Origin of the sequence: Nostoc sp. FACHB-152 (assembly GCF_014697475.1) — a bacterium.
Lineage (GTDB): Bacteria > Cyanobacteriota > Cyanobacteriia > Cyanobacteriales > Nostocaceae > Nostoc_B.
In genome coordinates this window covers 1-6,049 of sequence record NZ_JACJRV010000156.1, presented here as the reverse complement: position 1 = coordinate 6,049, position 6,049 = coordinate 1, and the positions used below count along the sequence as shown (strand labels likewise).

The 6,049-nt window shown below is 40.0% G+C and carries 7 protein-coding genes; 3 read left to right on the top strand and 4 right to left on the bottom strand.

What is annotated here, in order from left to right:
- Positions 1 to 583: 583 nt before the first annotated feature.
- Positions 584 to 724, bottom strand: coding sequence for a hypothetical protein (locus H6G76_RS35820; RefSeq protein WP_190710939.1), 141 nt, complete (start codon positions 722 to 724; stop codon positions 584 to 586).
- Positions 725 to 792: 68 nt separating this feature from the next.
- Here H6G76_RS35820 and H6G76_RS35815 point away from each other — a divergent pair, with 68 nt between their 5' ends.
- Positions 793 to 1,287: a DUF6174 domain-containing protein gene (locus H6G76_RS35815; RefSeq protein WP_190710938.1), complete on the top strand. Its 495-nt coding sequence runs from the start codon at positions 793 to 795 to the stop codon at positions 1,285 to 1,287.
- 553 nt (positions 1,288 to 1,840) lie between these two features.
- On the opposite strand, the gene H6G76_RS36770 is transcribed toward H6G76_RS35815, so the two are convergent.
- A complete protein-coding gene (locus tag H6G76_RS36770) occupies positions 1,841 to 2,047 on the bottom strand; it encodes a hypothetical protein (RefSeq protein ID WP_199337645.1) in 207 nt (68 codons plus the stop codon).
- A gap of 463 nt (positions 2,048 to 2,510) precedes the next feature.
- Between H6G76_RS36770 and H6G76_RS35805 the strand changes: the two genes are divergently transcribed.
- Together H6G76_RS35805 and H6G76_RS35800 are read left to right on the top strand one after the other, a co-directional pair.
- Positions 2,511 to 4,682: a pentapeptide repeat-containing protein gene (locus tag H6G76_RS35805; protein WP_313934897.1), complete on the top strand. Its 2,172-nt coding sequence runs from the start codon at positions 2,511 to 2,513 to the stop codon at positions 4,680 to 4,682.
- A 12-nt stretch (positions 4,683 to 4,694) separates the two neighbouring features.
- Positions 4,695 to 5,162, top strand: a complete 468-nt coding sequence (locus tag H6G76_RS35800) for a hypothetical protein (protein WP_190710937.1) — start codon at positions 4,695 to 4,697, stop codon at positions 5,160 to 5,162.
- Here the strand turns inward: H6G76_RS35800 and H6G76_RS35795 are convergent.
- Both H6G76_RS35795 and H6G76_RS35790 read right to left on the bottom strand, forming a co-directional pair.
- On the bottom strand, positions 5,159 to 5,479 hold the full coding sequence (locus H6G76_RS35795; protein WP_190710936.1) for a hypothetical protein: 321 nt from the start codon (positions 5,477 to 5,479) through the stop codon (positions 5,159 to 5,161). The genes H6G76_RS35800 and H6G76_RS35795 overlap by 4 nt on opposite strands.
- Positions 5,451 to 5,939, bottom strand: coding sequence for a transposase (locus tag H6G76_RS35790; RefSeq protein ID WP_190710935.1), 489 nt, complete (start codon positions 5,937 to 5,939; stop codon positions 5,451 to 5,453). Before H6G76_RS35790 ends, H6G76_RS35795 begins: the two co-directional genes overlap by 29 nt.
- Between the last annotated feature and the right edge of the window lie 110 nt (positions 5,940 to 6,049).

Here is a 6,049-nt window from a genome sequence, read left to right as displayed (position 1 = left end):
TTGAGTGCTAAAAAAGTCTGTTGATTATTTCCTGCACCTAACGTGAAAGTTGCCGCACCTTTAGCTACAAAATCACTACTAGTAAGTACAGCTTGCACATCCGCAATATTCAAACTCGCCACAGCACCAAGTTGCAATAAATCTGCTGCCGACACCGCATTAAGGCATAGCACCGAGATTCGTGTAAAAACCTGCAATATGACCGGAAAAGGCTTGATTTTGCGTTTTAAATAAGCTCAATAATCCAGAGAAAACTGCTCAGTGAAAAGCCTGAAATGGCGTAAAATCTTTCTGAACTGGTAGCTTGCCCCGATTTATTGAACGGATACTTTTCAAACATCCTCTTTTCTAAAAGCTACAACAAGAATGTGAGGAACTTATGAAGAAATGCCTGGTTATTACGCGGATTTTACACCAACTTTGCCAAATCAAGGATAGAACCTGCTATCGATGTATATATCGCAAGCAGGATCAAGGGTTTGAGCTTTCCAGCTATCTTATAACCTAAACGCTTATATATGAGTTATTTTGCCATTTTGGACAAAATCTTTGTAGGCTCTTATTTTGGCAAAGGTATTGGGATTTATAATAAAATTTCTAGCATCAATCCTCCACCATCAACTGAGTCAATGTTTTGAAAACTTAACCCAACCAGGGCGCAACCTGTAATTATCTGTTGATTAAATTTATTACTTTCTACCTTCAGCCACAAATATTTAACCAAAAGATAAAGTATAATTAAAGATTCAATTTATTAATATATTTAAGGTTTTTACAATTTCATCGATTCATATGCGTCTACCTATTATTATCGGTGCCACCTTGTTGCTATCTGTAGGTTTGAACATACCAGTAATGTCCCAATCTGCCATAGAAATAGCACAAATCCCAAAGGCTAATAATTTGGATTTAAGACGATTAAATTTTAATCGCCGTTTGTGGAATGAGCAAAATATTTCCAACTATCGCTATACACTTAGCAACGGTTGCTTTTGTATACCAGAAGCTAGAGGGCCAGTCATCATCGAAGTACGTAATGGACAAGCAACAATCACTTCTGTAGCTACAGGTCAACCAGTCGCGAATCCAGAATTTTTTGCACAGTACAACACAATTCCTAAACTTTTTAATGTGATTCAAGATGCGCTCAATCGTCAAGCCTACAGTCTGAATATAAATTACAGTCCTAGATTGGGCTATCCAACTCAAATTAATATCGATTACGACAGTCAAATAGCTGATGAAGAAATATATCTCACAATTGAGAATTTTGAAGTAATTCAATAGATACCAAGCTAATTATTTTGTCTCATTCAGCTAGTACAAATGCAGTAAACAATGTTTCATATCATGTCCGGCTAATCAGTTGTAATTCGATATATCTGTGCCGCAACGACAAAACTCTCTCCTCTGCGGTCGTCATAATAGTATTTAACCGGACACGATATCACTTGACCGTTTTTCAGTCTGTCGCACGGGCAGCGCAAAAAATTGATCCTTACTCACCCAACGGAAACCGACGCATCATCTGGGCCAACGCCACCGCTTCACCATCCGCCGTATACACTGTTTCCCCTGACATCGCAATCACAATCTGCTTCTGCCTCGCCCACTCGAACCAATCGCATACTTGCTCTGTGACAGTATTCTTTCCTCTAGCCCCAAACAGCGCAGGAATCTATAAACAGACCAATTGGGTTATCGCATCAACCTGAGCGCAACCGCATCCTTGACACGAGCGAACGCACTCACAATAGCCTATACGCACAATCAAACTCCACCTCCACAAGAATTGATCACTTGTCCAGTTATCCATTGAGCATCATCTGTTACTAGCCAACTAATTAAACGGGCTGCATCTTCCGGATGCCCCCATACCCTCAGGATCGGCTCCCCAGGTTTGAGTAGCATCATAAGGGGAAAAAGAGTGAATAAAAACGTCTGCACCCAACATTGCTAATCTTTGTGCGATCGCAAAGCCAATTCCTTTACGCCGACTTACACCTGTAACTAGGGCAACACGACCTTTCAATACTGCTTCAGGCACAACAAAAAAAACTCTACACGATTTGAATGTACTACTAATGTAACTTTGAATGCTTCAGTGATCACTTCCAAAGCATTGCTTGAAAATTAAATTACAAACATCTATGTAATTGGAAGTTAAGTAAAGATGTAAAAGGACAAGCTTCTCAACACTCAGTTGCTATTGCTCGTGGCGATGATACCCAGGAGCAAGTTCCAAACTATTTAAGCTGAATCGCTTAGTTTACTGCATCGGACACCGCCGCATCATCTCGGCCAACGCTACCACCTCACCCAAGGCTCGTATACACAACCTCACCCGACATCGCAATCACAATCCTGTTTTTCCTTGCCCACTTGAAGGGAGCGATGGCCGCGCCAACGTCTGCGATGAACGCACCAGATGGCTTGCCAAAAACCCTCACTATAATTGCGGTGTAGCAAGTAAACAGCGATCTCTCCTGCTCAACTAACTGCGAATTCTTGTGTTAAAGTCCGTAAAAGCACATACTAAAGTTGTATCCAGCGTAAATCTTGTTTTCACTAGCCCTGCCATGCCCCAAGACTTCTCCGGTCAAAATCTCAGAGGTCGTTCATTTAAAGGTCAAAACCTTGAGCAGGCAAACTTCAGCAGCTCTGATATTCGCTCTTGTGATTTTAGTGAAGCTAATCTCAAAGGAGCAAATTTTATTCATGCAAAAGCTGGGCTGACAAGCTACGGAATATTTGTTGTCTCATTATTATTGTTTTTTGTAGCAGGACTATCAGGGTTCACAGCAGGTATTGTTATTACTTTCGCCACATATTTTTTCCTTTCTTTGAAACCACGTGTATTTCCTGTTTTCGTAACATCATTCTTGTTTATTTGCTTCGTGCGTACAGTTTTAAATGTTACTTATGGGGCGATAGCTGTAAACATACAATTGGTAGCAGCCGTAGCTATTGTTTTAGCTGTGGTAGCTGTAGGCGCACCCGCAGCCGCAGTAGATGAACCAGAGGCTAAGATTGGCGCGATAGTTGTATCTGGGGTGATGTCCATGCTTTTTGTTTTGGCCGTAGCCCTGAATTCATCTGTAACAGGTAACGAAGCATTCTCTACGACACTCATTGGAGATGGACTACTCAGAAAATTAATTAAAGGTGGAGCATGGTTCGGCGGGGTTATTGGCGGACTGGTTGGGGCAGGTTTAGGTTCTTATGTTGGTCAATTAGCTTTAAATGGAGATAAACGTTTTCGCTGGATTTGGAAGATTATTATTGCTTTTGCCAGTACAGAAGGTACAAGTTTTCGAGATGCTGACTTAACCAAGGCTAATTTTACACAAGCACTACTTAAAAGTAGCGATTTTAGAAATGCTATTCTGACTCATACTTGTTGGTATCAAGCCAAGAAACTTGACTGTATACGTTCAGGAACAACTTATCTGTCTAATGTACAACTACAGCAATGGTTGATCAATAAACACGGACAGTACAAAAATTTTCATCGTCAAGATCTGCGAGGCGTAAATCTCCAAGGAGTTAATCTAGCAGATGCCAGTTTCGTCGGTGCAGACTTGAGCCACGCTAACTTACAAGACGCAGACTTATCCAGAGCCAAGCTAGTACAAACACAGCTAGACGGTACTGACTTAAGGGGCGCAACTCTCACTGGTGCATTTATTGAAGATTGGGGTATTACCAATGAAACCCTTTTTGACAGGGTAAAGTGCGAATATGTTTTTATGCGCTTACCCACAAAAGAAAACCCAGATCCACTTCGCAAACCTGATAACTACAAGGAAGTGTTCGCTCCGGGTGAGTTTGGTGATTTTATCAAGCCAATCTTCGACACGCTCGACCTGTATCATAACCAAGGCGTTGACCCTAGAGCGATCGCAATTTCGTTCAAGCAGTTAGCTGAAAATCACCCCGAAGCAGATTTGCGAATTGTAGGTATGGAAGTGCGGGGTGAAGATAAGTTTCTGCTCCGGGCCAAAACTGCGATCGCTGCCGACAAATCCCAACTGAGTGCTGAGTATTTCGCCACCTATAATCAGCTAAAAGCTCTGGCAGAACAGGAAGTTAAAGCACTTATAGCCGAAAAAGATAGCAGAATTGCTGATTTACAGAATATGGTAGTGACAGCACTACAGCGTCCCAGTTTTTATTCAAATATTCAAGTAGAAGAGGTAGGTACTATGACACACAACCCTGGTAGCTTTTCAGTTGGTGGTTCAATTGGCGGCAACGTTAACAACGTTCAAGGTGATAACAACCGCGCAGTACAAGGAGACAATAATCAGGCTGTCCTGGGTGACAACAATCGACTAACACAACAAAATCAAGTGGATACAGAAACTGGAGAATCTCTTACTAAAGAAGATGTTGTCAAGTTATTGACACAGCTTGAAACTTTGATTAAAGGAGCAGAGTTACATCCAGATACAAAAGAAGAAGTAATTGAAGATTTGAGTGCTGCTAAGAAAGCCACAGATAAAGAAGAACCAAATAAACAACGTGCATTAGACCGTTTAACAGGTGTAGCAGAAACACTTGAAAAAACTAGTAAGAGTGTAGAGGCAGGTCAAAAAATCTGGACAACAGCCAAACCGATTATTGTAAAAATTGCCACTTGGTTAGGTGTGGCTGCGGGTTCTCATTTATTAGGATTGTAGATAAAAATAGCTATGAGTGGACAAAATGATGACCTAGTACCACAAGCGCAAAATGCAATACAAGGAAATGAAAATAGTGCAGTTCAAGGAAATGAAAATAGTGCGGTTATAGGTAATAGAAATACTGTATTTTATGGAAATAATAATCAAATAAACTTTGTTGTGACTGGTAATAAAAATTTACCACAACAAAAACCACGAAAAAAAATTCCTCCTCTGTTACCTTATTTAGTTAACCGTAGCAAACAGGAGTATGAGTTAGAACAAAAGATTAGACAAGCTCCAAGATTTCCTTTGATTTGTATCATTTATGGAGATGAATTTCAAAGCCATCAAGGATTTTTAGAACGTATATATAAAGTTTCATTGCCCAAGTTTTTAGAACAAGACTTAATTCAACGATATCATCTTCCCTCACCCCCAAATTTTCATAATTTTGAGGAATATTCAAATTACTTCAAGGGGCGACAAGCTCCCTAAAGTGCTTGCTGTATAAGCTCCATAGCCCTTAAACCTCGCTGATAATATGCTTGCTTATTGCGAATGGAAGCGACCAGTTCCTCGACCCATGCTTGACACCCTTGCCAAGCAACTATCCAATTAAAACCATACAAACCTATCCAAAAATTGCTGTGCCTTTTTTCAGCTTTACTTTGCTCTTGAGAACGACAGACATAAGATTGTTGTCGCTGTAATTTAATTTTTTGACCTTGTAACCAAGCACTCGTCATTGCTAAAGCAATTAAGAATATTAAACGTACAAGTCTATCAGGGTTGGCTTGGGAACTTTCGCGCATTGTAACCGCCTGTTTTACAATCTTTGAACATCGCCTCAATCCCAAAACGTTGAGCATATATTTTGATGGCAGTGTTTAAATCAGGTAAATTAGTTAATAAATACCAAGCTTCCTTATCTTGCTTTCCCCGATACTTCCTTTTCCAATAAACAGCTAAATTGAACCAACCAAAACCTTGTTTTTGAGTAACTTTAACATCGGGATAAAAGGAGCGAATACCAGGATAAATTTCAATGCTACTTAAAGGCTGAAACTTCTGTCTTTTTTTCCGAAAAGTAGTATCTTTTTTTTGACGGAATACAAAACCTATGTTCTGCTTGTGGAGCCATTGTGCCAGTTCTACACTGTGAAATTCTCTATCCCCAATAATTACTAGTTTGTATTTTTTTAATAAGCGAATTACTGGGCGTAATACTTTTTGCTGTTCTTCTAGGTTACTGCAACCATCTTTCCCTAACAAACACCAATATACAGCACTTCCTGCTGTTATGGGGTACAGTTAATAAGAATAAAAATATTATCTTTTTATGAAAGCATATTCAATCGATCTGCGCGAAAAAATAGTTGCAG